The sequence below is a fragment of the Pseudomonas veronii genome (assembly GCF_001439695.1).
Taxonomy (GTDB): domain Bacteria; phylum Pseudomonadota; class Gammaproteobacteria; order Pseudomonadales; family Pseudomonadaceae; genus Aquipseudomonas; species Aquipseudomonas veronii.
Map to the genome: position 1 here is coordinate 98553 of NZ_JYLL01000002.1, position 25718 is coordinate 124270.

At 61.5% G+C, this 25718-nt stretch carries 23 protein-coding genes and 1 other RNA gene; 14 read left to right on the top strand and 10 right to left on the bottom strand.

The genetic code is table 11. From position 1 onward, the window contains the following. Positions 1–134: 134 nt before the first annotated feature. The 6 genes from TU80_RS02960 (at position 135) to ffs (ending at position 9378) form a co-directional block, all read left to right on the top strand. Positions 135–794, top strand: coding sequence for a GntR family transcriptional regulator (locus TU80_RS02960; protein ID WP_017845232.1), 660 nt, complete (start codon positions 135–137; stop codon positions 792–794). 2 nt (positions 795–796) lie between these two features. Next, positions 797–4285, top strand: a complete 3489-nt coding sequence (smc, locus tag TU80_RS02965; RefSeq protein ID WP_046489415.1) for a chromosome segregation protein SMC — start codon at positions 797–799, stop codon at positions 4283–4285. A gap of 259 nt (positions 4286–4544) precedes the next feature. Next, complete coding sequence (zipA, locus tag TU80_RS02970) at positions 4545–5408, top strand: cell division protein ZipA (protein WP_017845234.1); 864 nt, start codon at positions 4545–4547, stop codon at positions 5406–5408. An 86-nt stretch (positions 5409–5494) separates the two neighbouring features. Then, complete coding sequence (gene ligA / locus TU80_RS02975) at positions 5495–7861, top strand: NAD-dependent DNA ligase LigA (protein ID WP_057003815.1); 2367 nt, start codon at positions 5495–5497, stop codon at positions 7859–7861. A gap of 117 nt (positions 7862–7978) precedes the next feature. After that, entirely contained in the window at positions 7979–9148 is a 1170-nt protein-coding gene (locus TU80_RS02980) for a zinc-binding metallopeptidase family protein (RefSeq protein WP_057003816.1), read from the top strand. A 133-nt stretch (positions 9149–9281) separates the two neighbouring features. Further along, positions 9282–9378, top strand: an RNA gene (gene ffs, locus TU80_RS31260) — signal recognition particle sRNA small type. A 300-nt stretch (positions 9379–9678) separates the two neighbouring features. Here ffs and TU80_RS02985 read toward each other — a convergent pair. Together TU80_RS02985 and TU80_RS02990 are read right to left on the bottom strand one after the other, a co-directional pair. Then, a complete protein-coding gene (locus tag TU80_RS02985) occupies positions 9679–10404 on the bottom strand; it encodes a retron system putative HNH endonuclease (protein WP_234427216.1) in 726 nt (241 codons plus the stop codon). Next, positions 10401–11777, bottom strand: a complete 1377-nt coding sequence (locus TU80_RS02990) for an AAA family ATPase (protein WP_267907257.1) — start codon at positions 11775–11777, stop codon at positions 10401–10403. Before TU80_RS02990 ends, TU80_RS02985 begins: the two co-directional genes overlap by 4 nt. Positions 11778–12118: 341 nt before the next feature. On the opposite strand from TU80_RS02990, the gene TU80_RS02995 reads away from it, so the two are divergent. Together TU80_RS02995 and TU80_RS03000 are read left to right on the top strand one after the other, a co-directional pair. Then, positions 12119–13165, top strand: a complete 1047-nt coding sequence (locus TU80_RS02995) for an N-acetylmuramidase family protein (protein ID WP_057003817.1) — start codon at positions 12119–12121, stop codon at positions 13163–13165. A 1-nt stretch (position 13166) separates the two neighbouring features. Continuing rightward, positions 13167–13757 carry an SH3 domain-containing protein gene (locus TU80_RS03000; protein WP_057003818.1) on the top strand — a complete coding sequence of 197 codons (591 nt, stop codon included), beginning with the start codon at positions 13167–13169 and terminating at the stop codon, positions 13755–13757. Between the two features lie 7 nt (positions 13758–13764). On the opposite strand, the gene TU80_RS03005 is transcribed toward TU80_RS03000, so the two are convergent. Continuing rightward, a complete protein-coding gene (locus TU80_RS03005; RefSeq protein WP_057003819.1) occupies positions 13765–14634 on the bottom strand; it encodes a LysR family transcriptional regulator in 870 nt (289 codons plus the stop codon). Between the two features lie 102 nt (positions 14635–14736). Between TU80_RS03005 and TU80_RS03010 the strand changes: the two genes are divergently transcribed. Next, positions 14737–15702 carry a DMT family transporter gene (locus TU80_RS03010; RefSeq protein ID WP_057003820.1) on the top strand — a complete coding sequence of 322 codons (966 nt, stop codon included), beginning with the start codon at positions 14737–14739 and terminating at the stop codon, positions 15700–15702. Here the strand turns inward: TU80_RS03010 and TU80_RS03015 are convergent. Together TU80_RS03015 and TU80_RS03020 are read right to left on the bottom strand one after the other, a co-directional pair. After that, entirely contained in the window at positions 15616–15987 is a 372-nt protein-coding gene (locus tag TU80_RS03015) for a VOC family protein (RefSeq protein ID WP_057003821.1), read from the bottom strand. The two genes, TU80_RS03010 and TU80_RS03015, sit on opposite strands and share 87 nt — an antisense overlap. Before the next feature lie 51 nt (positions 15988–16038). Continuing rightward, a complete protein-coding gene (locus TU80_RS03020; protein ID WP_057003822.1) occupies positions 16039–16800 on the bottom strand; it encodes a substrate-binding periplasmic protein in 762 nt (253 codons plus the stop codon). A 133-nt stretch (positions 16801–16933) separates the two neighbouring features. Between TU80_RS03020 and dnaX the strand changes: the two genes are divergently transcribed. From dnaX to recR, 4 genes are all read left to right on the top strand, one after another. Further along, on the top strand, positions 16934–18988 hold the full coding sequence (dnaX, locus tag TU80_RS03025; protein WP_046489423.1) for a DNA polymerase III subunit gamma/tau: 2055 nt from the start codon (positions 16934–16936) through the stop codon (positions 18986–18988). A gap of 43 nt (positions 18989–19031) precedes the next feature. Beyond that, entirely contained in the window at positions 19032–19370 is a 339-nt protein-coding gene (locus tag TU80_RS03030; RefSeq protein WP_017527493.1) for a YbaB/EbfC family nucleoid-associated protein, read from the top strand. Positions 19371–19540: 170 nt separating this feature from the next. Continuing rightward, positions 19541–20575 carry an NADP-dependent oxidoreductase gene (locus TU80_RS03035; protein WP_046382453.1) on the top strand — a complete coding sequence of 345 codons (1035 nt, stop codon included), beginning with the start codon at positions 19541–19543 and terminating at the stop codon, positions 20573–20575. Between the two features lie 66 nt (positions 20576–20641). Next, positions 20642–21244: a recombination mediator RecR gene (gene recR, locus TU80_RS03040; RefSeq protein ID WP_017845247.1), complete on the top strand. Its 603-nt coding sequence runs from the start codon at positions 20642–20644 to the stop codon at positions 21242–21244. 70 nt (positions 21245–21314) lie between these two features. On the opposite strand, the gene TU80_RS03045 is transcribed toward recR, so the two are convergent. Together TU80_RS03045 and fnr are read right to left on the bottom strand one after the other, a co-directional pair. Next, positions 21315–21863 (bottom strand): adenine phosphoribosyltransferase, encoded by a 549-nt coding sequence (locus TU80_RS03045; protein WP_057003823.1) that lies wholly within the window; start codon positions 21861–21863, stop codon positions 21315–21317. 81 nt (positions 21864–21944) lie between these two features. Continuing rightward, on the bottom strand, positions 21945–22679 hold the full coding sequence (fnr, locus tag TU80_RS03050; protein WP_017845249.1) for a fumarate/nitrate reduction transcriptional regulator Fnr: 735 nt from the start codon (positions 22677–22679) through the stop codon (positions 21945–21947). Positions 22680–22834: 155 nt separating this feature from the next. Here fnr and TU80_RS03055 point away from each other — a divergent pair, with 155 nt between their 5' ends. Then, complete coding sequence (locus TU80_RS03055) at positions 22835–23332, top strand: hypothetical protein (protein ID WP_079444494.1); 498 nt, start codon at positions 22835–22837, stop codon at positions 23330–23332. Between the two features lie 5 nt (positions 23333–23337). On the opposite strand, the gene hemN is transcribed toward TU80_RS03055, so the two are convergent. The 3 genes from hemN to ccoS form a co-directional block, all read right to left on the bottom strand. Further along, positions 23338–24720, bottom strand: coding sequence for an oxygen-independent coproporphyrinogen III oxidase (hemN, locus tag TU80_RS03060; RefSeq protein WP_046382454.1), 1383 nt, complete (start codon positions 24718–24720; stop codon positions 23338–23340). A gap of 103 nt (positions 24721–24823) precedes the next feature. Beyond that, positions 24824–25507: a sulfite exporter TauE/SafE family protein gene (locus TU80_RS03065; protein ID WP_046382455.1), complete on the bottom strand. Its 684-nt coding sequence runs from the start codon at positions 25505–25507 to the stop codon at positions 24824–24826. After that, a complete protein-coding gene (gene ccoS / locus TU80_RS03070) occupies positions 25500–25718 on the bottom strand; it encodes a cbb3-type cytochrome oxidase assembly protein CcoS (protein WP_057003824.1) in 219 nt (72 codons plus the stop codon). The genes TU80_RS03065 and ccoS overlap by 8 nt, the downstream gene beginning before the upstream one ends.

The window sequence follows — 25718 nt, forward strand, 5'->3', positions numbered from 1 at the left end:
GCGTTTTTGGGGGCTTCTGGCGGTTCATCGTTGCTTATTTCATGCCAAATTCTTGAAGGTGGGCCGAGCGCCATCAGCGGGCATTTGCGCTACACTGGCGCGCTTGTATCGATAGAAGATTTTGAAGGGAAAACATGACGTTCAAGGCGCCGGACAGTCTCGCCGAGCAAATCGCTCACCACCTCGCCGAACGTATCATTCGCGGCGATCTCAAGCCTGGGGAACGGATCCAGGAACAGAAGGTTACGCTGGCACTCAATGTCAGCCGCGGTTCCGTGCGTGAAGCCTTGCTGATCCTCGAACGTCGCCACCTGATCGCGATCCTGCCGCGCCGTGGCGCCCACGTCACCGAACTCACCGCGCACAAGGTGCAGAGCCTGTGTACGTTGATGGCCGAGCTGTACATCCTGCTCGGCAATGCGGTGGCGCAGGGCTGGCAGACCCAGGCCGACATGGCGCCGTTCGTGCAGATCCAGCAGCGCCTGGTGAGCAATTTCGAACGCCAGGACATCCGCGCCTTCGTCGCAGAAAGCTTCAATGTGATGCGTGCCGCGTACCCCTTCGCCAACAACCCGTATTTGCAGGAAACCGTCGAGAACCTGCAGCCGGCGATGAACCGCGCCTATTACCTGGCCCTGGATCAACGCAAGGCTTCCATGAGCGAATACCTCGCGCTGTTCGAGCAATTGCTCGCCGCCGTGCTCGCCCGTGACTTGCCGCAGATTCGCCTGGTGCTGTCGGCCTACGGCCAGCGCAGTTGCTCGCTGGTGATCGCTGCGTTGGCGGACGCCTAAGCGTGCGGCTCAAGTGCATCAAACTGGCGGGGTTCAAATCCTTCGTCGACCCGACCACGGTGAACTTCCCCAGTAACATGGCGGCGGTGGTCGGGCCCAATGGCTGCGGCAAGTCGAACATCATTGATGCCGTGCGCTGGGTGATGGGCGAGAGCTCGGCAAAAAACCTGCGTGGCGAGTCGATGACCGACGTCATCTTCAACGGCTCCACCAGCCGCAAGCCGGTGAGCCAGGCCAGCATCGAACTGGTGTTCGACAACTCTGACGGCACCCTGGTCGGCGAATACGCGGCCTACGCGGAAATTTCCATCCGCCGCAAAGTGACGCGCGACAGCCAGAACAGTTACTTCCTCAACGGCACCAAGTGTCGCCGTCGGGACATCACCGATATCTTCCTCGGCACCGGCCTTGGCCCGCGCAGCTACTCGATCATCGAACAGGGCATGATCTCCAAGCTGATCGAAGCCAAGCCCGAAGACCTGCGTAACTTTATCGAAGAAGCTGCCGGCATCTCCAAGTACAAGGAGCGCCGTCGTGAGACCGAAAACCGTATCCGCCGCACCCATGAAAACCTCGCCCGCCTGACCGACCTGCGCGAAGAGCTGGAGCGCCAGTTGGAGCGCCTGCACCGCCAGGCCCAGGCCGCCGAGAAGTATCAGGAATACAAGGGCGAAGAGCGTCAGCTCAAGGCACAACTGTCGGCCCTGCGCTGGCAGGCGCTGAACGATCAGGTCGGCCAGCGCGAAGCGATCATCGGCACCCAGGAAATCAGCTTCGAAGCCCTGGTGGCCGAACAACGCAACGCCGACGCCAGCATCGAGCGCCTGCGCGACGGGCATCATGACCTGTCCGAGCGCTTCAATCTGGTGCAGGGCCGCTTCTATTCGGTGGGCGGCGACATCGCCCGGGTTGAGCAGAGCATCCAGCACGGCCAGCAACGTCTGCGCCAGTTGCAGGACGATCTGAAGGAAGCCGAGCGCGCGCGCCTGGAGACCGAGTCCCACCTCGGCCACGACCGCACCTTGCTGCTGACCCTCGGCGAAGAGCTGGACATGCTCACCCCCGAACAGGAAATCACCAGCGCCGCTGCCGAAGAAGCCGCCGCCACTCTGGAAGAATCCGAGACCACCATGCACGGCTGGCAGGAGCAGTGGGACACCTTCAACCTGCGCTCCGCCGAACCGCGCCGCCAGGCCGAGGTGCAGCAGTCGCGCATCCAGCAACTGGAAACCAGCATGGAGCGCCTGGCCGAGCGCCAGCGTCGCTTGCAGGAAGAGCGCGTGCTGCTCGCCGCCGACCCGGAAGACGCGGCGATCCTGGAGCTGAGCGAGCAACTCGCCGAAAGCGAAATGACCCTCGAAGAGCTGGAAGCCAGCGAAGAACAGCAAGTGGAGCGCCTGGAGCAATTGCGTCAGCAACTGCAACAGGCGACCCAGGCCCAGCAACAGGCCCAGGGCGATCTGCAGCGGCTCAACGGGCGCCTGGCGTCCCTCGAAGCCTTGCAGCAGGCCGCGTTGGACCCTGGCACCGGCACCGCCGAATGGCTGCGTGACCAGCACTTGGCCGAACGCCCGCGTCTGGCGGAGGGCTTGAAGGTCGAGGCCGGTTGGGAGTTGGCGGTGGAAACCGTGCTCGGCGCCGACCTGCAAGCGGTGCTGGTGGATGATTTTGCCGGCTTCGACCTGGCCGGTTTTGCTCAGGGCGATCTGCGCTTGCTCAGCCCCGCCGCCGATGGCGCGCGCGTGCCGGGCAGCCTGCTGGATAAAGTCGAGGCCGCGCTTGACCTGGCGCCGTGGCTGGGCCAGGTCAAACCGGTGGAATCCCTGGAGCAGGCGCTGGCCCAGCGCGGTCAACTGGGCGCCGGCGAAAGCCTGATCAGTCGCGACGGCTATTGGGTCGGCCGCCACTTCCTGCGGGTGCGCCGCGCCAGTGAGGCGGAAAGTGGCGTATTGGCCCGTGGCCAGGAAATCGTCAAGCTGATCGCCGAGCGTGAAGAGCGCGAAGCCACCCTGGAAAGCCTGGAAACCGAACTGCAGACCCTGCGCGCCACCCAGCGCCAGCAAGAGACCGGCCGCGAACACCTGCGCCGCCTGTTGCAGGACGAAGCGCGCCAGCAGGGCGAATTGAAAGCCCAGTTGTCGGCGAGCAAGGCCAAGGTCGAGCAACTGACCCTGCGCCGCACTCGCCTCGACGAAGAAGTGGCCGAGATGGGCGAGCAGCGCGCCCTCGAACACGAACAGATCGGCGAGGCGCGCCTGCAATTGCAGGAAGCCCTCGACAGCATGGCCGTCGACACCGAGCAGCGCGAATTGCTGCTGGCCCAGCGCGACAGCCTGCGCGAACGCCTCGACCGGGTCCGCCAGGAAGCGCGCCAGCACAAGGACCACGCCCACCAGTTGGCGGTGCGCCTCGGCTCCCTGCGTGCCCAGCACGATTCCACGCGCCAGGCCCTGGAGCGCCTGGAGATGCAGTCCGAGCGCCTGACCGAAAAGCGTGAGCAACTGAGCCTCAACCTGGAGGAGGGCGAAGCGCCCCTGGAAGAGTTGCGGCTCAAGCTCGAAGAACTGCTCGACAAGCGCATGACCGTCGACGAAGAACTCAAGACCGCGCAAATCGCCCTGGAAGACGCCGACCGCGAACTGCGCGACGCGGAAAAACGCCGCACCCAGGCCGAGCAGCAATCCCAACTGATTCGCGGCCAGCTCGAGCAACAGCGCATGGAATGGCAGGCCCTGACCGTGCGGCGCAAAACCCTGCAGGACCAACTGCTCGAAGACGGCTACGACCTGCACGGCGTGCTCAACACCCTGACCGCCCAGGCCAACGAGAAAGACGCCGAAGAAGAACTTGAGCGGATTGCCGCGCGTATCCAGCGACTCGGTGCGATCAACCTCGCCGCCATCGACGAATACCAGCAACAGTCCGAGCGTAAACGTTATCTGGACGCCCAGGACGCCGATCTGGTGGAAGCCCTGGACACCCTGGAAAACGTGATCCGCAAGATCGACAAGGAAACCCGCAACCGCTTCAAAGATACCTTTGATCAGATTAACGGCGGTTTACAGGCGTTATTCCCAAAAGTTTTCGGTGGCGGCAGCGCTTACTTGGAACTGACGGGCGAAGATCTACTCGATACAGGGGTAACGATCATGGCGCGGCCTCCGGGCAAGAAGAACAGCACCATCCATTTGTTGTCCGGCGGCGAAAAAGCCCTGACCGCATTGGCCCTGGTGTTTGCCATCTTCAAGTTGAACCCGGCGCCGTTCTGCATGCTCGATGAAGTTGACGCGCCACTGGATGACGCTAACGTTGGACGTTACGCACGCCTGGTCAAAGAGATGTCCCAGACCGTGCAGTTCATCTATATCACCCACAACAAGATCGCCATGGAAATGGCGGATCAGTTGATGGGGGTGACGATGCACGAGCCGGGCTGTTCGCGATTGGTGGCGGTGGATGTCGAAGAGGCGATGGCGATGGTGGATTCCTGAGCCATGCCGGCAACGAAGATTATCAGCGCGATGTAGGGCGGTTTACCGGTCTGACGAAAGTGGCAAATTGGCATATTTGTTCAAGGCATTTTGACAGACGGTGTAAAGTTATCTTTGGTCGTGCTAGTTTAATGTCAATTTTTCGTATGCGTGGGCAAAACGTCAGTCAGAACATAGAGTTGGCGCCACGTTTTAAAGCGGTTTGCACGGTGCTAAACCCCTTATTTTTCAGCATTTTTTATTAGAGGCACGGGATTACATGGAAATCGGTCTGCGCGAGTGGCTGATCGTCATCGGCATTATTGTCATTGCCGGTATTCTTTTTGATGGCTGGCGCCGTATGCGCGGCGGCAAGGGCAAGCTCAAGTTCCGTCTGGACCGCAACCTGTCCAACTTGCCCGACGACGACGGCAGCGCCGAGCTGCTGGGGCCGCCACGTGTGCTGGATACCCACAAGGAACCGCAACTGGACGAACATGACTTGCCGTCCATGAGCGCCCCTGTGCGCGAAGCCCGCGAGCCGTCTTCCAAGCGTGGCAAACGTGGCAGTGCCGCCGCCGCCGAGCCGCATCAGGGCGACCTGAACCTGGGCGTGGACGACGGCCCGAGCTTCAGCAGCCGCGATGACGATTTCCCTGACGAGAGCCCGGCCAAGAGTGCGCCGCGCCAGTCGGTGAACGATCAGCCGGCCGCCGAAGAAGTCCTGGTGATCAGCGTGATCTGCCGCGACGCCGCTGGCTTCAAGGGCCCGGCACTGTTGCAGAACATCCTGGAAAGCGGCCTGCGCTTTGGCGAGATGGATATCTTCCACCGCCACGAAAGCATGGCCGGTAATGGCGAAGTGCTGTTCTCGATGGCCAACGCGGTCAAGCCGGGCACCTTCGACCTGGACGATATCGACCTGTTCAGCACCCCGGCGGTGAGCTTCTTCCTCGGCCTGCCGGGTCCGCGTCATCCGAAACAGGCCTTCGACGTGATGGTTGCCGCAGCGCGCAAGCTGTCCCAGGAGCTCAACGGCGAACTGAAGGACGATCAGCGCAGCGTCCTGACCGCCCAGACCATCGAACACTACCGTCAGCGCATCGTCGAGTTCGAGCGTCGCGCCCTGACACAGAAACGCTGAGGTTTGGCCTCAAGCGTTGTCGATAGAATAAGCGCACCAACATTTGAGCAGCTTCGGCTGCTCTTTTGCTTTATGAGAGAACACCCATGACCGCCGCCCACACCCGCATCCTCGAATTGCGCGCTGAACTGGATCAGCACGACTACCGTTATTACGTCCTCGACGAGCCGAGCGTCCCGGACGCCGAGTACGATCGCTTGTTCCAGGAACTCAAGGCCCTGGAGGCCGAGCATCCGGAGCTGGTCACGCGTGATTCGCCGACGCAGCGGGTCGGCGGTGCGGCGTTGTCGGCGTTCACCCAGGTCAAGCATGAGATTCCGATGCTCAGCCTGGGCAACGCCTTCGATGAAACCACCATGCTCGAGTTCGATCGCCGGGTGACCGAAGGCCTCGACCTGCCGGCCGGCGACCTGTTTGGCGGCGGTGCTGCGGTGGAATACAGCTGCGAGCCGAAGTTGGATGGCCTGGCGGTCAGCCTGCTGTATCTGAACGGCGAACTGGTGCGCGGCGCCACCCGGGGCGACGGCACCACCGGCGAAGACATCAGCGTGAATGTGCGTACCGTGCGCAATATCCCGTTGAAGCTGCACGGCAGCGGCTGGCCGGCGACCCTGGAAGTGCGCGGCGAGGTGTTCATGTCCAAGGCCGGTTTCGAGCGCCTGAACGCCTCGCAACTGGAAGTCGGCGGCAAGACCTTCGCCAACCCGCGCAACGCCGCCGCCGGCAGCCTGCGCCAGCTGGATTCGAAAATCACCGCCAGCCGCCCGCTGGAGTTCTGCTGCTATGGCATTGGCCAGGTGACGGCGGATATCAGCGACACCCACATCGGCAATTTGCAGCAGCTGCAGAAGTGGGGCATGCCGATCAGCCATGAGCTGAAACTGGCCAAGGGCATCCAGGAATGCCTGGACTACTACCGCGATATCGGCGAGCGGCGTAGCAACCTGCCCTATGAAATCGACGGCGTGGTGTTCAAGGTCAACAGCATTGCCTCCCAGCGCGAACTGGGTTTCCGCGCTCGCGAGCCGCGGTGGGCGATCGCGCACAAATTCCCGGCCATGGAAGAGCTGACCGAGCTGCTCGACGTGGAATTCCAGGTCGGCCGCACCGGCGCCGTCACCCCGGTGGCGCGGCTGAAACCGGTCAAGGTCGCGGGTGTGACCGTGTCCAACGCCACCCTGCACAACATGGATGAAGTGGCGCGCCTGGGCCTGATGATCGGCGACACTGTGATCATCCGCCGCGCCGGGGACGTGATCCCGCAGGTCGTCTCGGTGGTCACCGAGCGCCGCCCGGCACACGCCCGCGCGGTGCATATCCCGGAAAGCTGCCCGGTGTGCGGCTCCCACGTCGAGCGCACGCAACTGGTCAAGCGCAGCAAGGGCAAGGAAACCGTCAGCGAAGGCGCGGTGTACCGCTGCGTCGGTCGCCTGGCCTGCGGGGCGCAGCTCAAGCAGGCGATCATCCATTTCGTCTCGCGCCGGGCGATGGACATCGACGGCCTGGGCGACAAGACCATCGAGCAATTGGTCGACGAAAAACTCATCGCCTCGCCGGCGGATCTGTACATGCTCAAGTACGAACAGATCATCGACCTGGAAGGCTTCGCCGAGGTCTCCAGCAAGAAGCTGATCAGCGCCATCGAACACAGCAAGACGCCGACCCTGGCACGTTTCATCTACGCCCTGGGCATTCCCGACGTGGGCGAGGAGACCGCCAAGGTGCTGGCGCGCTCCCTGGCGTCCCTGGAGCGCGTGCAGCGCGCTTTGCCGGAAGTGCTGACGTACCTGCCGGACGTGGGCCTGGAAGTGGCGCACGAGATCCACAGCTTCTTTGAAGACCGCCACAACCAGGACGTGATCGGCGCGCTGTTGGCGCCGGACAAGTGCGGCCTGCAACTGCAGGACCAAGGCGACCTGAGCGCGGAGTTCGCCGCCAGCACCACCCTCGGCGGTTTGCTCGACAAACTCAACGTGCCCAGCGTCGGCCCCGGCGCCGCGCAGAAACTGGCGGACAAGTTCGGCTCCCTCGAAGGCGTGATCAAGGCCGACTGGCTCGATATGCGCCAGGCGCTGCCCGAGAAGCAGGCCAAGGCCGTGCGCGAGTTCTTCGATAACCCCGACCACGCCCAGCGTGCCCTGGCCATCGAGCAGCAACTCGAGGAATTCGGCATGCACTGGCAGAGCGCGAAAAAAGTGATCGAAGGTTTGCCGGAGGCGGGGCACACCTGGGTGCTGACCGGCTCGCTGGAGCGGATGAGCCGCGACGTGGCCAAGGACAAGCTCGAAAGCCTCGGTGCCAAGGTGGCCGGTTCGGTGTCGGCGAAAACCTATTGCGTGGTGGCCGGGCCGGGTGCCGGTTCGAAGTTGACCAAGGCCAGCGAACTGGGCCTGAAGGTTCTGGACGAAGACGCCTTCGTGGACTTTCTGGCTCGGCACAATATCACTGTCTGACAACTTCTTGTGGCGCGGGCGCTTGCTCCCGCTGGGCTGCGAAGCGGCCCTTCGAAGAAAGTGGAACGATCCCGGGCGCGAAATGATCTAGTCTTCGTCACCCCGGGAGAGATCGCCATGTACCGCTTCTTCGAGCAACTCAGTTCGCGCATCGCCGCACCGTTCACGGCCGAATCCTCGCGCAACAGCAAGGTCTGGCAGTGCCGGTGTGGCCAGTCGCTGTTCTTTCGCAACAGCCAATGCCTGGCCTGCTCGGCGCTGCTCGGCTACCCACCGCAACAAAGCCGCCTGTCTTCATTGCACGCGGGCCCGGTCGCCGACACTTGGCTGCTGGACGACAACCCCGACGCCGGCGCTTTCCGCCGCTGCGCCAACCTCGACAGCCCGGCCGCCTGCAACTGGCTGATTCCCGCCCACAGCACCGCCGCGCTGTGCGTGGCGTGCAGCCTGAATCGCACCATTCCCGACCTGTCGATCGCAGAAAACCCCGAGCGCTGGGGCAAGGTCGAGACCGCCAAGCGCCGGCTGGTGGCGCAACTGATCAGCCTGGGCCTGCAGGTCGTGCCCAAAAGCGTCGACGAAGACAACGGCCTGGCCTTCGACTTCGTCGGCATCGACCTGGAAGGCAATGCGCCGACCACCGGCCATGCCAACGGCCTGATCACCCTCGACATCAAGGAAGCCGACGACGCCCACCGCGAAAAAATCCGCGTGCAGATGCGCGAGCCGTACCGCACCTTGCTCGGCCACTTTCGCCATGAAGTCGGCCATTACTATTGGGATCGGCTGATCGCCAACAGCCACTGGCTTCCAGCGTTTCGCCACCTGTTCGGCGACGAACGCGCCAGTTACGCCGACGCCCTCGACCAGCACTACCAGAACGGCCCGCGCGCGGATTGGCACCACACCTGCGTCAGCGCCTACGCCACCATGCACCCCTGGGAAGACTGGGCCGAAACCTGGGCGCATTACCTGCACATGATGGACGCCGTCGACACCGCCCTGGGCTTCGGCATGAGCGCCCGCGAAATGGACCTGGATTACCAGCCGTTCCCCCGCACCACCCTCTACGACCCCGAACACCCCGGCGGCGCGGCGTTCCTGTCATTCGTCAACGCCTGGATCGAACTGGCCGGCATGCTCAACGAACTGTCCCGCGCCATGGGCCAGCCGGATTTCTACCCCTTCGTACTGCCACCGGCAGTGATCGCCAAGCTGCACTTCATTCACCTGGTCATCCAGGAAGAGGGCGGCAGGGCGGATGAGGCCCTGCAGGCACAGGCATGAAGGAGAGATCCGGGCGGTTAGGGCAAGTGCTTGAACCTCTTCATTTTTTAATCCCGCACTAACGGTTGTAACTTCCGATCAGATCGGTACAATGGCGCGGCTTGCCGAGAGGCCAGCGTCGTTATGGTGACCCCATCGGTCCCCCCGCAACGATTACCCGTGAACCTGGTCAGAGCCGGAAGGCAGCAGCCACAGCGGGAACATTGTGTGCCGGGGTGTGGCTGGTGGGGTTGCCTCCATAACGCTCCTCCTTGTAGTAACCTCCTTCTGCTTCCAATCAAAAACTTTGATTCGTCATCTGCCAGGTTTTATTGCGCAGTGCGTGACGGACACTTCACTATTTTCAAAATGTGCTAACGGGAAACTATCCAATATCGGGCTTCGCTTCAACGACAGGGCTGGGAGTGCCTGAGTCAAAAGTGGATCACCCCGGCAATCGTTGCGTACTGACGATGAGGGAAGATACAGGGAGGTGGAGTTTTATCGCGTTCTACTGATGCCGGAGTCGTTGACTGAGTTACTGGCCTCGATTACTTCAAATCAGGAGCTTCCTGTTCCAGCACCTCTTCAGCAATGTTGCCAAAAAAGTTTCGTGTGATGCTGAAGAACGGGCTCAGTTGTGTTCCTCTCGGTGCAAGGTCAATGCCTGCAAGGCAGTGCAGGCTCATATCCTGATCAATATGTTCGTTGAAAAGCGCTTCCAATTCGCTCCACCACTGATACCGCAACTCCTGAAGAAAGGGGCTATTCAGATTGAGCAGGTCAATGGTGTATTTGGCTCGGTCCTTCTCTTGTGCGGACAGTCCGTCAGCGGCCACTATGCGCCCATCGGACAGGTACGCGAAGAAGCGGCTGCAATCGGATTGATGACAGGACACAAAGCGATTGATATCGACTGCGCTCGATTTTCCAAGCGCATGTCCGCCAAATACCTCTGACGCCTGGCCTTTGAACGTGTGCAGATCGGTCTCGCTATCCAAGGATGAGGCGGCCAGGTTGCTGTAATCGAATGTGCGTTGGGGATTCTGACTTTTGTTTTCGACGTGCTCTATATGCAACCCTAGTCCGATCAGATCGGGTCGAATCTCACTGTAGCAACACAGGCCATATTGCTCCTCTAACAGGTAACCAAGCACTTGCTGTTTAGAGCCGAACCCCGCCCAGCGACTCGTCGCCGCTTTGGCTGTGATGGGGGGATTTGCATGTGAGTTGTTCAATTGATAAGGGCCGTTGCCTCGCTTGTGAATAGCCCTCATCTTTTAAGCGCCCGCTGCCGCTTGATGCTGCGCTGTAGGCGTTGCAGTTGGGGATGCTGTTCACTCAGTGCTGCTGTCAGCCGTTCCATCAATTCAACTGCGGGTTGCTCGTCATAGCGCCCCTTGTCCACCCATTCGGTGAGTTGCAACAACTCGGGCTTTTCAATAACGGGTGGCTGCGGATCTACCTGCATGACGCTATGTAAAACACTGCTGCTGGGTTCACCGTAGGTCATTGCCAGTGGAGGAGAGGCGATCAAGTTGCCATGCACATCCTTGCCAATCACTCGAATGTTTTCGCGCCGCACAGTACTCAATACTTGTGGGCTATGAGTGGTCACAATGAATTGCATGGCTGGGAAAGCGGCTCGTAATGACCCTAGGATTGTCTGTTGCCAGTGAGGGTGGAGAAACATATCCACTTCGTCGATCAAGGCGATACCGGGCGTTTGTGAGGGGGCCTGGTCCCCTAAGTGCGGATTGAGCTTGCAGGCCCGAAAGGCAAGGTCAGCAACCATGGCAATGGCGTTGCGCAGTCCATCGCTCAGCATCTCTACAGGTAATATGCCTTGTTCCGGGTGATGCATGATCAGTTGCTGTTGATGGCTCTCACTGTATTCCAGGCTGTGCCAGCCGGTCGGGCCTTGTATCAATCGGTCAATGGCTTCTTTTACGGACCTGATGATCTGTCCGAAGCGAATGCCTAGGTCGGACAGCTCTGCGTTGCGCTCGAGGGCGATCACCTGTGCTTCCCGATAGCTGCGATAGATCCAGCCATACCATGCTGTGAAAGTTTTGAAGCTCGAAGAGTAGGAGAGGCAATTCAGATAGCCTGAGGTTCTAGAGTACTCAGTTTTGTCGAGAGTAGTTTGAGCCGCTGCGGAGGTGAAACGGCCCTCGAACCAGAGTCGGGACGTCCCTAAGTAAGTTATCAGCGGCAACACGACGGGCTCATCGCGACGTACTTTTTCCTGAAGAGACTTGCTGTATCCAGTCAGTGCTTTCGAGCCTGTGTCGCCAAGGGTATTGGTCGACTTCTTCAAGCTTGTGCGCTGCTGCAACCAATTGTTTTCAAGTTCGTCTGGTCCCCACGGACCCCAGGCCTCGATGACGCTGGCAATTTGAGGCTCCATGTTGCCGCTGGCAAGGTGTGCAAGGCGCACGTCGTCGATTTGAATTGTCGCGGATTTTCCGGTCTGGCTACCGAGGTCAAAACCCTTTACAAAAGGCCATAGAGCAACTCGCGCAGCATCCAGAATGGTGGTTTTACCGCCTCCGTTGGAAGCAATCAATATGGTCAGATGAGGGTCGAAGTCGATCTCGAACTCTCCAAAGCAGCGGTAATTCTGCACGCGCAGTTTGTCGAGCCTCACAGTCGTTTCTCCGATTTCATTCTCTGGCCAGGCATAGGATCTATCCCTCTGCATTCCGGGGGGGTACAGCATACTAAAGAGAAATGACGAAAGCGCTATGTAAAGCTGGCGGGGATGACTCCCTCGCATCCTGGGCGTTCCTGAGGGTGGTAGATAATCGGCGGAAGATAATTCCAACCGCTATCCATCGTTCGACAGCCAATTCACACCTTTTAAAAGCCCTGCTGGACAACCTCAAAGCACCTTGTTAGTTTCCGCCGGCCACTTGTTTCAGAGTATGACAATGGTGCTGATTTGATATTGAAGTGCTATCACTTCTTTAACTAACAAGGATGTCTGTGATGAAAAGCCTGCAAGGGTTACCCCGTCTTATCAGTGCTTCAGTTGGCGCGCGCGGTAAAGCCCGTAACTTGCCCGCCGATGTTCAGTGCATTCAGTATTTATTCAATTTGATCATCCCCAAGATGGGGTTTCCGTTGGCTGAAAACGGCAAGTGCGACGGCCAATTGGTGCAGTGCATCAGCCAGTATCAGTTCCGTCATCTCAAGTACGCCCATCCCGATGGCGTGATCGACCCCACCGGCCGCACGTTCAACAGCCTGATCGAGGAAGCGGTGAAGGTGCCGGTGAAGGCCTTCCCGACGATGCGTATCCCGAGCTTTCTCAATGTGTTCGGCAACAACAGCGGCGATGCGGTACAGGCCACGGTCAATGTGTACCTGGACCGCATGCGCGCGATGGTCGAGGCCGAGCGGCGCAATCGGCAGTTGATACTTCAGGCCACGTGCGACGGGGGCATTACCCTGAGCGATAGCGACTTCCAGAACGCCGCTACGCAGTTGGGCAATGGTATTTCCGTCAATATCATCAGGGCCTTCGCCACCGTGGAATCGGGTGGGCGTTCCGGGTTCGGCCCGGCCAAGTTGCCGGTGATCGCCTTTGAGGGGCACCAGTTTCGCAAGTACACCAAGCGTATCTACGACCAGGCGCACCCGTTGCTGTCGTACCCCTACGTCAGAAAGGCCGGGCCGCAGTGGCAGGTCAATAACAAGGATCAGATCAAGGCCTGGGAAACCATGGCCACCGCATTTGCGCTGAATCAGGAAGCTGCCTTGATGTCGGCGTCATGGGGCATGTTTCAGATCATGGGGTTCAATTTCGCGGCATGCGGTTACACAAGCGTATTTGAGTTCGTTGCCGCATTAAAAGTTAATGCCGGTAATCAACTAAAGGCTTTCCTCGCCTTGTGCAGCCACAGCCCGGCATTGATGAAAGCCATGAAAGCCAAAGACTTTACCGCCATGGCCCGTAACTATAACGGCGAGGACTACGGCAACTATGATGACCTCATGAAAAAAGCCTACGACGCACTTGAGAGGAAAAAATAAGATGATCCGTTATCTCGCGATGGGTGTGTTGTCGTGGTGTGCCGTGGCGCCGGTATTCGCCGGTTCCGCTGTGTTGCATTCGGGCAAGTACGAAGGGTTGATGCTGGCGGTGACGCCCGAGCATCAGGTCGAAGGTTTCTACGCCGAAGAACTGGGCGAGGGCGTGACCCGTGGTTGCGCATTCTACCTGCAGGGCCAGCCCGACGCGTTGACCACCTGGCTTGACGATGCCTACCCCGGCAGCGTGGCGCCTTCGTCCGACGGCGTGACCCTGACCGTCGAACAGGGTCGTCAGCATCCCGGTTGCATCAGTGTGTTGATGCCGGAAATCGCCACCGGCCTGGACCTGAGCCAGACTGCCAACAAGCCATGGATCGGCCTGGTGACCGTGTCCGCCGACAAGGCCTACTTGCTGAGGACCCCGGGCGCCAAGGCGGCCAAGCGTGCGTATATCGTCAAAGGGGATGTGGTCGGCGTGCTGGCGTTCAAGGACGGCTGGGCCCAGGTCGAGTTCGTCAATGCTCAGGATCGGTCGTTCATCGGCTGGATCAGCCAGGATCAGTACGCGCGATTGGCTGCCCCGAAAAGCTGATGTTCGCTCAGGGTTGGCCGAAGGTTTCGCGCAGCAGCCCTGCGAATGCATCACGGGCCAGATGTCGCTGGGTGTCCTTGTGCCAGAACAGCAGGTTATCCACGGCCGCCAGTTCTTCGAACCGGTATGACGCCAGCTGATTGGCCTGCTCATAGCGCGCCAGAATGCCCTCCGGCGCCAGCGCCACGCCGATCCCCGCGTTGACGCAGCCGATGATCGTGCCCCAACTGGCATAGCTGGCGATGGTCGGCTTGAAGTCATGGGGCTTGACCCAGTTTTCCAAGGCGGCGCGATAAGGGCAGCCAGGCGGCCAGACGAGCAGGGTACGCCCTGCCAGGTCCTCGGCACGCTTGATCGGTGCGCTGCAGGCGCTGGCGATCAGCACCAGGCGTTCGCTGTAGACCACGCTGTTTTCGAGCTTGGAGCGTTTGTTGCCGGCGGCCACCAGCGCCACGTCCAGGCGGTGGTGTTGCAGGTCGTCGAGCAGTTGGCCCCAGGCGCCGGTCACCAGTTCGAGGCTGACGTCGGGGTAGCGTCGATGGTATTCCGCCAGCAGCGGTGGCAGGCGGCCGCTGGCGCTGGACTCCACTGCGCCGATCCGCAAGGTGCCCCGCGGGATAGCGTTGGCGTCCACCGCGCGTTTGGATTCGTCCACCAGGGCCAGGATGCGCTCGCAGTAATCGAGGAAGATTTCACCGGCGGCGCTGATCGCCAGCCCGCGTCCGGCACGGATGAACAGTGGCGTGCCCAATTCGCTTTCCAGCTGTTTGATGCGCGTGGTGATGTTCGACGGCACGCAATGCAATTGCGCCGCGGCCTGAGCCACGCTGCCGGTTTGCGCCACGGCTCGCACCATCTTCAGTTGGGCCATTTCCATTGCTCAGTTCCACTGATTTCAGAAGTCAGAAACGCTTAATTGTCCTACGGCGTGACCCGGCCAAGACTGGCGGCATTCCTTCTCTGTTTCTGGATGCCGTTGATGAATTCCCCGTCACGCCTAAAGCTTACGCTAGTCATCGCCAGCGTGATCCTCTGCTGGGCCTATTCGCCGATTGGCGTACACATGGGGCTGCGCAGCTACAGTCCGGGTCAACTGGCGTTGCTGCGGTTTTTGATTGCCTCGGTGTTTATGGGCGGCGTCGCGTTGGTGCTGGATATCGGTCGGCCGCGCCTGCGAGATGTGCCGTGGTTGCTGGTGCTGGGTTTTTTCGGGGTGTTCCTGCATCACACTTGCCTCAACTATGGGCAGCAATGGGTCACGGCGGCGGCGTCCAGTGTGTTGGCGCAGTCGGCGCCGCTGTTCAGTGTGCTGATCGCGTTTTTTGGCTTGAGGGAGCGGGTCAGCGTCTGGCGCTGGAGCTGTGTATTGCTGGGGTTGCTTGGCGTGCTGGTGGTGATCTGGGGTGAGCAGGGCGTGGGCGACATCGACCCGCGTGGCCTCTTGATCCTGCTGGCGGCGGTGTCATGGAGCGTGTATTTCGCCATCCAGAAACACTATGCCCACCGCTACAGCCCGCTGACCCTGGCGTGCTACATGGTGTGGTCGGGCACCTTGATGCTCTGCGTGAACCTGCCAGGCCTGCCCGCCGCCGTGGCGCAGGCGCCCTGGCCGGAAAACCTGGCGGTGCTGGTGCTGGGCATTTTCCCCAGTGCCTTGGCGTACCTGGCCTGGGCTTATGTGTTGAAGCATGTTGAGGTCAGCCGTGCATCGGTGGCGATGTACTTGATTCCGCCGGTGGCCATGGCGATGGCGGCGATATTGCTGGGCGAGCACGTCGCCGGGCAGGTGATGCTCGGCGCGATGATCGTGCTCGCCAGTGTGGCGGCCATCAGCCTGGAAGGCCGTTGGCGGCGCGGCTCAGTTGCTCATGCAGAACGCGCGCAACCGATGACCGTCGAGGTCCTGGGCGACAAAGGTGTAGCCAAAGTCCAGGACGGTCGGTGACTGGATGATCGTGGCGCCCCGCGCCAGCCATTGGGCATGCAGGGCATCCACGGCGGCGTTGTCGGGCAGGGGGAAACCCAATTCGCCGCCACCGCCCGTGACCTGGGTGGCCGGCTCTACGCTGTGGCGCGACCACAGGCCGAGCTTGACGCCATTATCGAGAATGAACAGGGCGAAGGTCGGGTTCAATTCAACCGGTGGCTTGTCCAGCAGGCGGCTGTAGAAGTTGGCGCTGGTGGCGGGGCTGTCGACATACAGCAGGAAGTATTGGGCGACGGCGTTCATGGAGGCTCCTTGAGGACGGGGTGGTTGAGCCCAGTCTAAAAGGCGGCGCTGTCAGTTCTTGTCAGGAGCGTGCAGGGGCACGGCGTTTTCGCCGGTGTACAGCTGGATGATGTCGTCGATTTCGCCTGACATCTTCATCCGCAGCAGGGTGCGCAGGATTTGTTGCACCGGCAGGTCCGGGTCGTTGCGCACGGCGCAGCCCAGGCTTTGCTCCTCGATGACGGCGACTTTGTGCAGTCGCTGTTCCATCGGCAGGTGCTGGTTGAAGCGGTCGACGATCCATTCATTGCTCACCGCATACTTGAAGCGCCCGGCCACCAGTTTGTGCAGGACTTGTTCTTCGCTGCGGGCGTCGTCGCGCCTCAGTTGGCCTTTGGCGAACAATGGGTCGAGCGTGGGGTAGCGATAATTGAGCACCGTTCCGATCGACTGCGGCGCCAGCCGGGCCAATTGCACCGGCTGGTTGCGGACGCTGACCAATACGTTGCGCTGGACCAGCAACGGCAGGCTCCAGAGGTAGTCGCCAGACAGGTTGTCGAGCCAGGCCTGGGCGACATAACAGCGCACATCGATGTCGCCATGGGCCATGGCCGCGGCAATGCGCGCCCGCGCCAGTACGTGGAACTCGGCCGGGCGGCCGACCTGGGTGGCCAGGCTCGACATCAGGTCATACAAAATACCCTGGGTGGGCTGGCCGTCCTCCACTTGCACCATAGGCATCGCCCAACTGTCGGAAACCGAGAAACGCAACGGTGCGGGCGCCGCAAGGCTGGCGGTGGTGAGCATCCATAAGGCGCCCAGGACTACGCGCATACACTCTCCGGGTTCAGGCCTTTTCGGGGCCGCTCAGGCAATCTTAGGCAGATAAGGCAAGCGTGCCGGATGCAATTTCCCCCTTGCTCCGCTAGCATTACCGGCTTCCGCTTCTCAGTTGCGACGGTTTTCGATGAGTTATCAGGTTCTTGCACGTAAATGGCGCCCGCGCTCGTTCCGCGAAATGGTCGGCCAGACCCATGTGCTCAAGGCTCTGATCAATGCCTTGGACAGCCAACGGCTTCACCACGCCTACCTGTTTACCGGTACTCGCGGTGTCGGCAAGACTACCATTGCCCGAATCATTGCCAAGTGCCTGAACTGTGAGACGGGCATCACCTCGACGCCCTGCGGTACCTGCTCGGTATGCCGCGAGATCGACGAAGGGCGTTTCGTCGACCTGATCGAGATCGACGCCGCGAGCCGCACCAAGGTCGAAGACACCCGCGAGCTGCTCGATAACGTGCAGTACGCGCCGAGCCGTGGCCGCTTCAAGGTCTACCTGATCGACGAAGTCCACATGCTTTCCAGTCATTCGTTCAACGCATTGTTGAAAACCCTGGAAGAGCCGCCGCCCTACGTCAAATTCATCCTGGCGACCACCGACCCGCAGAAACTCCCTGCAACGATTTTGTCGCGGTGCCTGCAGTTCTCCCTGAAAAACATGACCCCCGAGCGCGTGGTCGAGCACTTGACCCACGTGCTGGGTGTCGAAAACGTACCGTTCGAAGACGACGCGCTGTGGCTGCTCGGCCGTGCCGCCGATGGTTCGATGCGTGACGCCATGAGCCTCACCGACCAGGCCATTGCCTTTGGTGAAGGCAAGGTCATGGCCGCCGATGTGCGTGCCATGCTCGGCACCCTCGACCACGGCCAGGTGTTCGACGTGCTGCACGCGCTGATCGAAGGCGACGCCAAGGCGTTGCTCGAAGCCGTGCGCCACTTGTCGGAACAGGGCCCGGACTGGAACGGTGTGCTCTCGGAAATCCTCAACGTGCTGCACCGCGTCGCCATCGCCCAGGCCCTGCCCGAAGGCGTCGACAACGGCCACGGCGACCGCGACCGCGTGTTGGCCCTGGCCCAGGCGTTGCCGGCCGAAGACGTGCAGTTCTACTACCAGATGGGCCTGATCGGTCGCCGCGACTTGCCCCTCGCACCAGACCCGCGTGGCGGCTTCGAAATGGTCCTGCTGCGCATGCTGGCCTTCCGCCCCGCCGACGCGACGGACGCGCCGAGACAGCCGCTAAAGCCAGTGGGGATCAGCCAGGCCACAGTTGATTCCGCCAAATCAGTGGCTGGCGCGGCGGTGGTCGCGCCAGCGGTTGCTGCGCCTGCGCCGGTTGCGCCGGTGCCTGAGCCGGTGGTTGTCGCGCCGGTGATCGCGCCGGTGCCGGTTGTCGAGCCCGAACCGGCCCCGGTGGTCGACCTGCCCTGGAATGCCCCGGCAGAGGCTGAACCCGAGGTCGAGCTGCAGCCCGCCGTGGAGCCCGTGCTGGAAACCGCCGGCGAGCAGCCCGAGCTGACGCCGATGCCTACGCCAATGCCGGACAGCGTGGTACCGGATGCGCCGGAATGGGTCAGTGCGCCCGTCCCCGAGCCGACCGTCGCCCAGGTGGACGCCGCAACGCCCGGCATCGACCTGGACGACGAACCGCCGCTGGACGAAGACTACATCGAGCCGGACATCGATTCGGCCTACAGCTACCTCGACGAACTGGCCAGCGAACACACCGCCGAGCCGGCCCCCGAGCCCGAAGCGGAACCCGCTGCCGCACCGGCCACCGGCCTGGCCCTGCAATGGCTGGAGCTGTTCCCGAAACTGCCGATTTCCGGCATGACGGGCAGCATCGCCGCCAACTGCACCCTGATCGCCATCGAGGGCGACCACTGGTTGCTGCACCTGGACCCGGCCCACAGCGCCCTGTTCAACGCGACCCAGCAGCGCCGGCTCAACGATGCCCTCAACCAGTATCATGAGCGCACGCTGAGCATCACCATCGAGTTGATCAAGCCCGAGCAGGAAACCCCGGCCCAGGCCGCGACCCGCCGACGCCTCAATCGCCAGCGCGAGGCCGAGGAGTCGATCCACGGTGACCCGCTCATCCAACAATTGATGCAACAGTTCGGCGCGGTCGTCCGTCACGATACTATTGAACCTGTCGAAGCCCCGGTGCCCCAGGCGTCATGACACCGGGCTACTTATTGATCCACGTACTTTTGAGGTGATTCCCATGATGAAAGGTGGCATGGCCGGCCTGATGAAGCAGGCACAGCAGATGCAGGAAAAGATGGCCAAGATGCAGGAAGAGCTGGCCAACGCCGAAGTCACCGGTAAAGCCGGTGGCGATATGGTCAGCGTGGTGATGACCGGTCGTCACGACATCAAGCGCGTGAGCATCGACCCGAGCCTGCTCGAAGGCGTCAGCGATGACGACCGTGAAGTGCTGGAGGATCTGTTCGCCGCGGCCGTCAATGACGCAGTGCGCAAGATCGAAGCCAACAGCCAGGACAAAATGTCCGGCGTGACCGCTGGCATGCAACTGCCACCGGGCATGAAACTGCCGTTCTGATCGGCCAGCCTTAGCTAGACTGGAATGCCAGGCATCGCGCCTGGCATTTTTTTTTGGCTGTTTTCCCCTGCGTAGCGGCTACGCAAGGGTAACTTTGTCGAACCTCGGTGCCTTGGCCAGTGTCTGCACTTGATGCCATTGAATTCGACCCTCGATAACGGAGCCCCCCGATGCCTCAAGAACCGATGCTTAACCAGCGCATTGTCCTGGTCTCGCGCCCTCACGGCGCGCCAACTGCGGAAAACTTCCGCCTCGAACGTGTGACCCTGCCGGAACTGGCAGACGGCCAAGTTCTGTTGAAGACGCTGTACCTGTCCCTCGACCCCTACATGCGCGGGCGCATGAGTGATGCACCGTCCTACGCCGCTCCGGTGGAAATCGACGAAGTGATGACGGGTGGCGCTGTCAGCCGTATCGAGCAGTCGCGCAACCCGAAATTCGAAGCGGGCGACCTGGTGGTCGGCTCCACCGGCTGGCAAAGCCACAGCATTAGCGACGGTCGCAACCTGATGCCGGTGCCCAACGGTCTGGCCAGCCCGTCGATGGCATTGGGCGTGCTGGGCATGCCGGGCATGACCGCCTACATGGGCCTGATGGACATCGGCCAGCCCAAGGCCGGCGAAACCCTGGTGGTGGCGGCCGCGTCCGGTGCGGTGGGCTCGGTGGTGGGCCAGGTGGCCAAGCTCAAGGGCCTGCGCGTGGTGGGTGTCGCGGGCGGGGCCGACAAGTGCCGTTACGTGGTGGATGAGCTGGGCTTTGATGCCTGCATCGATCACAAAAGCGAGAACTTCGCCGATGAATTGGCCCTGGCCTGTTTCAAGGGCGTGGATATTTACTTTGAAAACGTCGGCGGCAAGGTGTTCGATGCCGTGCTGCCGCTGCTCAACCCCAAGGCGCGGATCCCGCTATGCGGGCTGATCGCCGGCTATAACGCCCATGAAGCGCCCAGCGGCCCTGATCGACTGCCGGCGCTGCAACGCACCTTGCTGACCAAGCGCGTGCGTATCCAGGGCTTTATCGTGTTCGATGACTACGGCGATCGCCAGCCGGAATTCCTCAGCGCCATGGCGCCGTGGGTACGCGACGGCAAGATCAAGTTCCGCGAAGACATGGTCGACGGCCTGGAACACGCGCCTCAAGCCTTTATCGGTTTGCTCGAAGGACGCAACTTCGGCAAGTTGGTGGTGCGCGTCGCGCAGGATTGAGCATTTGACGCTAATCCGGGGCGCGGGTATAAACCGCGTCTCGTTGTTTTGTCGGACCCTTCGCCCATGAGCTTCAGCCCCCTGATTCGCCAACTGATCGACGCCCTGCGCACTTTGCCCGGTGTCGGCCAGAAAACCGCCCAGCGCATGGCGCTGCAACTGCTGGAGCGTGATCGCAGCGGCGGCACCCGGTTGGCCCAGGCCTTGAGCCAGGCCATGGAGGGCGTTGGTCACTGTCGCCAGTGCCGCACCCTCACCGAGGAAGAACTCTGCCCGCAATGCGCCGACCCGCGTCGCGATGACACGCTGTTATGCGTGGTGGAAGGGCCGATGGACGTGTACGCGGTGGAACAGACCGGTTATCGCGGGCGCTATTTCGTGCTCAAAGGCCATCTGTCGCCGTTGGACGGCCTGGGCCCGGAAGCCATCGGCATTCCGCAATTGGTGGCGCGGATCGAAGCGCAGGGCACGTTTACTGAAGTGATCCTGGCCACCAACCCGACCGTGGAGGGTGAAGCGACCGCGCATTACATCGCCCAACTGCTGAGCAACAAAGGCCTGGTCACGTCGCGTATCGCCCACGGTGTGCCGCTGGGTGGCGAACTGGAGTTGGTGGACGGCGGCACCCTGGCGCATTCGTTTGCCGGTCGAAAACCCATCGCGCTTTAAGCCACGCGGCAGGTCAAGGTGTGGGAGGGGGCTTGCTCCCACATGGGTTGTGTGGTGTCGGTGATAATCCTCAACGCTCGCTCAGCGCAAATTGCGTCAGGCAAAACGTCGGAATCTCCATATCTTCCAGGCGTTGTGTGCCACCCAGTTCCGGCAGGTCGATAATCGCCGCCGCTTCGAACACCTTCGCGCCCATGCGCCGCACCAGGTTCGCTGCGGCGATCAGCGTGCCGCCGGTGGCGATCAGGTCATCGAAGATCAGCACCGAGTCGCCTTCACACAGGCTGTCGGCATGCACTTCGAGGAAGGCTTCGCCGTATTCGGTCTGGTAACCCTCGGCCAACACGTCGGCCGGCAGCTTGCCCTGTTTGCGGAACAGGATCAGCGGTTTGTTCAATTGGTAGGCGATGATCGAGCCGATCAGGAAACCCCGGGCATCCATCGCACCGATATGGCTGAAATCGGCTTCGACGTAGCGGTGGACGAAGGTGTCGGCCACCAGGCGCAGGGCCTTGGGCGACTGGAACAGCGGCGTGATGTCACGAAAGATCACCCCAGGCTTGGGGAAGTCGAGGACAGGGCGGATCAGGGATTTGATGTCGAACGAATCGAAGGTCATCGTCGCAGAGTCCAGGGGCGGAAAACGGACTCGAAGTATACCTTGCGGCCTGGCCGATTGGCGCGGCCGCAAGTGTCTGGATCAGCCCTCCAGGGAGCCGCCCGCCAACGCACACAGCTGGATCGGGTCGAGGATGTGTACTTCCTTGCCTTCGGCGGCAAGCAGTTCGTTCTGCTGGAAACGGGTAAATACCCGGGACACGGTTTCCACCGCCAGGCCCAGGTAATTGCCGATTTCATTGCGCGACATGCTCAGGCGGAACTGGTTGGCCGAGAAACCACGGGCACGGAACCGCGCCGACAGGTTGACCAGGAAGGTGGCGATGCGCTCGTCGGCGGTTTTCTTCGACAACAGCAGCATCATTTGCTGGTCGTCCCGGATCTCGCGGCTCATGACACGCATCAGTTGGCGGCGCAGCTGCGGCAGTTGCAGGGCCAGTTCGTCCAGGCGTTCGAAAGGAATTTCGCACACCGATGTGGTCTCCAGTGCCTGAGCCGACACCGGATGAATCTCGGTGTCCATCCCCGACAACCCGACCAGCTCGCTCGGCAGGTGGAAGCCGGTGATCTGCTCTTCGCCACTGTCGCTCAGGCTGAAGGTCTTCAATGCACCCGAACGTACTGCATAGACAGAATCGAACTTGTCGCCCTGGCGATATAGAAACTCGCCTTTTTTCAGTGGGCGTCCACGTTTAACGATTTCGTCCAGCGCATCCATGTCTTCCAGATTCAATGAAAGTGGTAAGCAGAGGGGGGCCAGGCTGCAATCCTTGCAATGGGCCTGGCTGTTAGCGCGCAGCTTAACGGGCTCGGACATTTCTTAAATCCTTGTGGGAAAACACACATAAGACATAAGGGTAACGCACTGTGGGTAGAAGAGGCCAGCATGGACGAAAAACCGATGCCGGGATAAAGATTATTGTATCGATGCCGATACAAGTCAGTGTCCCTTAGAGCCTGGAGGCTCACATCATGCTTTCCATCGGTGAAAACTCTGCTGCCAAGCTGCCGGTTCCGGCGGTTCGCGAGCCCAAGGACCTGGTGGCGGAGGCTAAAGAAGCCAAGGCCGCCAAAGCACTTGAGGACGCCACGTCGGCGCCGCTGCGTCCGGCCAAGGCGGTCGAGGGCGTGACCGTGACTATTTCCGGAGCGGCGTTGAAGGCGGCGGGTACCGCGAAGAAAGCCAACAGCGATATCGAAGAGAGTGGCCTGCCGGATAACATTCAGCAGACGCTGAAAATGATCCGTCAGATCAAGGAGCAGATCGCCAAGAAACAGGCCGAGCTGGCCGCAGTGATGGCGGACACGAGCCTGACGCCTGACCAGGCGCGGGTCAAGGCCAGCAACCTGCAAGCCTCACTCAGCGCACTGCAGGCGAGCCTGGTGACCGCGCAAGCCTCGCTGGCCAAAGCCATGAAAGGCCTGAGCGGCGAAGACGCCATGAAGGCGGCCTCCCTGGCGATGGCATAGAACCTTCAGATCACCCGCGAAAAGCGCTGCCGGTTCTGATGTTCCAGGTAGGCATCGAACACCATGCACACCGAGCGCACCAGCAGCCGCCCGGCCGGTAGAACGCGAATGCCTTGTGCGTCCAGTTCGATCAGGCCGTCGTCGGCCATCGTTTCGAGTTGCGGCCAGATTTCGTCGAAGTAGCCGCGAAAATCGATATTGAACGCCTGTTCGATCTGCTCGAATGTCAGGCTGAAATTACAGATCAATTGCTGAATCACTTCCCGCCGCAACCGATCGTCCGTGGTGCAGACCAGGCCGCGGTTGGTCGCCAGTTGCGCGTCGGCCAGGGCGTTCTGGTAGCTATTGAGGTCGCTGGTGTTCTGGCAATACAGATCGCCGATCTGGCTGATGGCCGACACCCCGAGCCCGATCAGGTCGCAATGGCCGTGGGTGGTGTAGCCCTGGAAGTTGCGTTGCAGGGTGCCTTCTTCCTGGGCAATGGCCAATTCGTCGTCCGGTAGCGCGAAGTGGTCCATGCCGATGTAGCAGTAGCCGGCGTCGGTCAACTGTTCGATGGTGGTTTGCAGCATCTGCAGTTTTGCCGCCGGGGACGGCAGGTCATCGGCGTTGATCCGCCGCTGAGGCATGAAGCGTTCCGGCAAGTGCGCGTAGTTGAACACCGACAGGCGATCCGGTTGCAACTTGATCACTTCTTCCACGGTGCGCGCGAAGTTGATCGGGGTTTGTTTGGGCAGGCCGTAGATCAGGTCGATATTGATCGAGCGGTACTGCAAGGTGCGCGCGGCATCGATCACGGCGCGGGTTTCTTCCAGGCTTTGCAGGCGATTGACCGCCCGTTGCACTTCCGGGTCGAGGTCTTGCAGACCGATACTGACGCGGTTGAAGCCCAGCTCGCGCAGCAGGCCCATGGTTGCCCAGTCGGCTTCGCGCGGGTCGATCTCGATGCTGTAGTCGCCGGAATCGTCATCGAGCAGGTTGAAATGCTTGCGCAGGCAGGCCATCACCTGGCGCAGTTCGTCATGGCTGAGAAAAGTCGGGGTGCCACCGCCGAAATGCAGCTGCTCCACGGTCTGTTTCGGATCGAGGTGGCAGGCGATCAGTTGGATCTCTTGTTCCAGGCGCTGCAGGTAGGGCTGGGCGCGGCCGCGGTCCTTGGTGATGACTTTGTTGCAGGCGCAGTAGTAGCAGATGTTGGCGCAGAACGGCACGTGCACATACAGCGACAACGGGCGTGCAGCCTTGCGGCTGTCGCGCAGGGCGTGGAGCAGGTCGAAGGAGCCGACCTGGCTGTCGAATTGCACTGCGGTGGGGTAGGACGTGTAGCGTGGCCCCGCCAAATCGTAGCGATGAATCAGGTTGCTGTCCCAACGAATGGCGTCGAGCATGCGGGCGTTCCCCCGGATAGACTAGTCGGCCGAGTCTAGGGGCGTGGCGGATATGGCATCTTGATTTGCGTCAACGGGGAGCGGCGCTATGCCACATGGCCTTTTAGTGGCCCATTAGCCAGTGCTGATGGGGGCCGGGCAAGGTCCAGATACCGAACAGAATCACCAGCACGCCGCCGGCGGTACGCACACTGCGTTTGCGCAATAATGCCGTGACGCGTTCGGCGGCCAGCCCGGTCGCCAGCAGCACTGGCCAGGTACCCAGGCCGAACGCCAGCATCAGCACCGCACTGTCCAGCGCATTGCCTTGGCTGGCGGCCCACAGCAGGGTGCTGTAGACCAACCCGCACGGCAACCAGCCCCACAGCGCGCCCAACAGCAGGGCGCGGGGCAGGCTGGACACCGGCAGCAAACGGTTGGCAACCGGCTGGATGTGCCGCCACAGGCCGCGACCGAGGCTTTCGATGCGGGTGAGGCCGCTCCACCAGCCGGCCAGGTACAGGCCCATGCTGATCAGCAGCAGGCCGGCCAGCACGCGCATGAACATCGCCGCCGGGCTGTTGGCCACGGCCCAGCCGGCCAGGCCGATCAGCAGGCCGGCGGTGGCGTAGCTGAGGATGCGCCCCAGGTTGTACGCGAGCAGCAGGCGGAACCTGCGGCTGCGTTGCTCCTTGGGGATCGCCAGGGTCAGCGCACCCATCAGGCCGCCGCACATGCCCAGGCAATGGCCGCCCCCCAGCAGGCCAAGGATCAGCGCGGAGACCAGCAGCGGCGCCAGATCAAGCATGGGGCGGATCTTTCGGGTCGGCCGGGGGCTCGGGGCTGTTGGCCTCGTCGACGGCGGCCAGGTGGTTTGGGTCCTGATCGTCGAACAGCACGCTGTGGGCCGGGCCGTCGAGGTCGTCGTACTGGCCGCTGTCCACCGCCCAGAAGAAGATGTAGATGGCGATGGCCACAATCAGCAGCGCCGCCGGAATCATCACGTATAAAGCTGGCAT

Coding starts and splice junctions, on each gene's coding strand:
- TU80_RS02960 (WP_017845232.1), top strand. CDS start 135: ATGACGTTCAAGGCGCCGGACAGTCTCGCCGAGCAAATCGCTCACCAC.
- zipA (WP_017845234.1), top strand. CDS start 4,545: ATGGAAATCGGTCTGCGCGAGTGGCTGATCGTCATCGGCATTATTGTC.
- ligA (WP_057003815.1), top strand. CDS start 5,495: ATGACCGCCGCCCACACCCGCATCCTCGAATTGCGCGCTGAACTGGAT.
- TU80_RS02980 (WP_057003816.1), top strand. CDS start 7,979: ATGTACCGCTTCTTCGAGCAACTCAGTTCGCGCATCGCCGCACCGTTC.
- TU80_RS02985 (WP_234427216.1), bottom strand. CDS start 10,404: ATGAGGGCTATTCACAAGCGAGGCAACGGCCCTTATCAATTGAACAAC.
- TU80_RS02995 (WP_057003817.1), top strand. CDS start 12,119: ATGAAAAGCCTGCAAGGGTTACCCCGTCTTATCAGTGCTTCAGTTGGC.
- TU80_RS03000 (WP_057003818.1), top strand. CDS start 13,167: ATGATCCGTTATCTCGCGATGGGTGTGTTGTCGTGGTGTGCCGTGGCG.
- TU80_RS03005 (WP_057003819.1), bottom strand. CDS start 14,634: ATGGAAATGGCCCAACTGAAGATGGTGCGAGCCGTGGCGCAAACCGGC.
- TU80_RS03010 (WP_057003820.1), top strand. CDS start 14,737: ATGAATTCCCCGTCACGCCTAAAGCTTACGCTAGTCATCGCCAGCGTG.
- TU80_RS03015 (WP_057003821.1), bottom strand. CDS start 15,987: ATGAACGCCGTCGCCCAATACTTCCTGCTGTATGTCGACAGCCCCGCC.
- TU80_RS03020 (WP_057003822.1), bottom strand. CDS start 16,800: ATGCGCGTAGTCCTGGGCGCCTTATGGATGCTCACCACCGCCAGCCTT.
- dnaX (WP_046489423.1), top strand. CDS start 16,934: ATGAGTTATCAGGTTCTTGCACGTAAATGGCGCCCGCGCTCGTTCCGC.
- TU80_RS03030 (WP_017527493.1), top strand. CDS start 19,032: ATGATGAAAGGTGGCATGGCCGGCCTGATGAAGCAGGCACAGCAGATG.
- TU80_RS03035 (WP_046382453.1), top strand. CDS start 19,541: ATGCCTCAAGAACCGATGCTTAACCAGCGCATTGTCCTGGTCTCGCGC.
- recR (WP_017845247.1), top strand. CDS start 20,642: ATGAGCTTCAGCCCCCTGATTCGCCAACTGATCGACGCCCTGCGCACT.
- TU80_RS03045 (WP_057003823.1), bottom strand. CDS start 21,863: ATGACCTTCGATTCGTTCGACATCAAATCCCTGATCCGCCCTGTCCTC.
- fnr (WP_017845249.1), bottom strand. CDS start 22,679: ATGTCCGAGCCCGTTAAGCTGCGCGCTAACAGCCAGGCCCATTGCAAG.
- TU80_RS03055 (WP_079444494.1), top strand. CDS start 22,835: ATGCTTTCCATCGGTGAAAACTCTGCTGCCAAGCTGCCGGTTCCGGCG.
- hemN (WP_046382454.1), bottom strand. CDS start 24,720: ATGCTCGACGCCATTCGTTGGGACAGCAACCTGATTCATCGCTACGAT.
- TU80_RS03065 (WP_046382455.1), bottom strand. CDS start 25,507: ATGCTTGATCTGGCGCCGCTGCTGGTCTCCGCGCTGATCCTTGGCCTG.
- ccoS (WP_057003824.1), bottom strand. CDS start 25,718: ATGCCAGCTTTATACGTGATGATTCCGGCGGCGCTGCTGATTGTGGCC.